Consider the following 1685-nt stretch of genomic DNA (forward strand, 5'->3'; position numbering starts at 1 on the left):
AACGCAACTTGTTTTGGTGAAGCTAACGGTTCGATTGCTGTAACAAACAGCGCTGGTTCTACTGTGGTTATCACAAATGCACAAAATCAAGTCGTTTCTAATACAAACCTGCCTGCAGGAACTTATACGCTAACGGCTTCGGCTCCCAATGGAAATGCGAATGGTTCTTGTACTGCTACGGCGCAGGTAACCATCACGCAACCTGACGTTGCGGTATCGGTAAGCGGAATTGCTACCAACGCTACTTGTTTTGGTGAAGCTAACGGTTCGATTGCTGTAACAAACAGCACCGGTTCTACTGTAGTTATCACAAATGCACAAAATCAAGTCGTTTCTAATACAAACCTGCCTGCGGGAACTTATACGCTAACGGCTTCGGCTCCCAATGGGAATGCGAATGGTTCTTGTACTGCTACGGCGCAAGTAACTATAAATGATGGTGATGGAACTCCTCCTGTAATTAGTCAATTACCAAATGAAACAACAATTAATTGTCCTGCAAAACCTGAGTTTGCACAAGCAACTGCTACGGATAATGTAGATACATCTGTTTCTTTGACTTTTGACGATGTAACAACTCAAGGTCAATGTGCAGGTTCATACTCTGTAATCAGAACTTGGACAGCTACTGATTCTTGCAGAAATACTTCAACATCTTCACAAACTATTAATGTAATAGACAAAACTCCTCCTACTTTTACAGCACCACCAACTATCACAATAAATAGTGGTGAAAATTGTATTGCAAATACTAATCCAATTGCAACTGGTAACGTTACGAATATAATTGATGCCTGCGATTCTAATCCAAAAGTTAGTTATGTTGATACAGAATGTATCGGAATCACAGAAAGCAATGGATCAGTAAATGCAGGAAACGGTAATTATTTTCCATTTACAGTTACAGGATTTGATGATTTGACAGCAAATAACATAAAGAAAATTGCTTTGGCCTTTGAAACAAATCAAGGAAAAGGAAGAGCTGAATTCACATTAGTTTCTCCAAGCGGAAAAGGAATAATACTTGTTGGTCCATATTGTTCCGGAGGAAATTGTGATGATTCAAACTCCAATACAAAAGAATTGTATTTAACTACATTTTATCCAAACAACTCTGGTTATCCTAAGTGGAATAATGCGAATTTTATTCAAGACGGAATAAACCAAAATATGACTCCAAACGGAGAAACAACTTCTCCAAATACAATCACTGGTTTAACATCCTACGTTTCAAGTTTTGAAAATCTTACTGGACCAATGAATGGCACCTGGTTTATTTATTCAAGAAAACAAGCCAGTGTAAATGGAAGCATCGATTTTAACAGTGTTTGCTTAACTCCTGCTAGTTCTTGTACTGGTAATAAAGTCATTACTAGAACATGGACAGTGACAGATGCTTGTGGTAATTCCTCTAAAGCAACTCAAATTATAAATATTCAAGATAAAACCGCTCCGGTATTGAGCGAAGTTCCTGCTGATGTAACCGTAGAATGTTCTGAAGTACCTACAGCGGCTACTTTAACAGCTACTGATAATTGTGATGCAGATCCCAAAGTAGCTTTCAACGAAGCGAAAATAGAAGGAAACTGTGCCAGCAACTATACGCTTACCAGAACTTGGACTGCAACTGATGCTTGTGGAAATACTTCTTCTAAAGTGCAAGTGATTACCGTTCAAGACAAAAC

General features: G+C 38.6%; 1 protein-coding gene. It reads left to right on the plus strand.

All coding sequences use genetic code 11. From position 1 onward, the window contains the following. Window positions 1–1685: HYR-like domain-containing protein (locus tag BUC23_RS17440; protein WP_167365552.1), on the plus strand; the 1685-nt coding region annotated here is incomplete at both ends.

Source organism: Flavobacterium xinjiangense, from assembly GCF_900142885.1.
Taxonomy (GTDB): Bacteria; Bacteroidota; Bacteroidia; order Flavobacteriales; family Flavobacteriaceae; genus Flavobacterium; species Flavobacterium xinjiangense.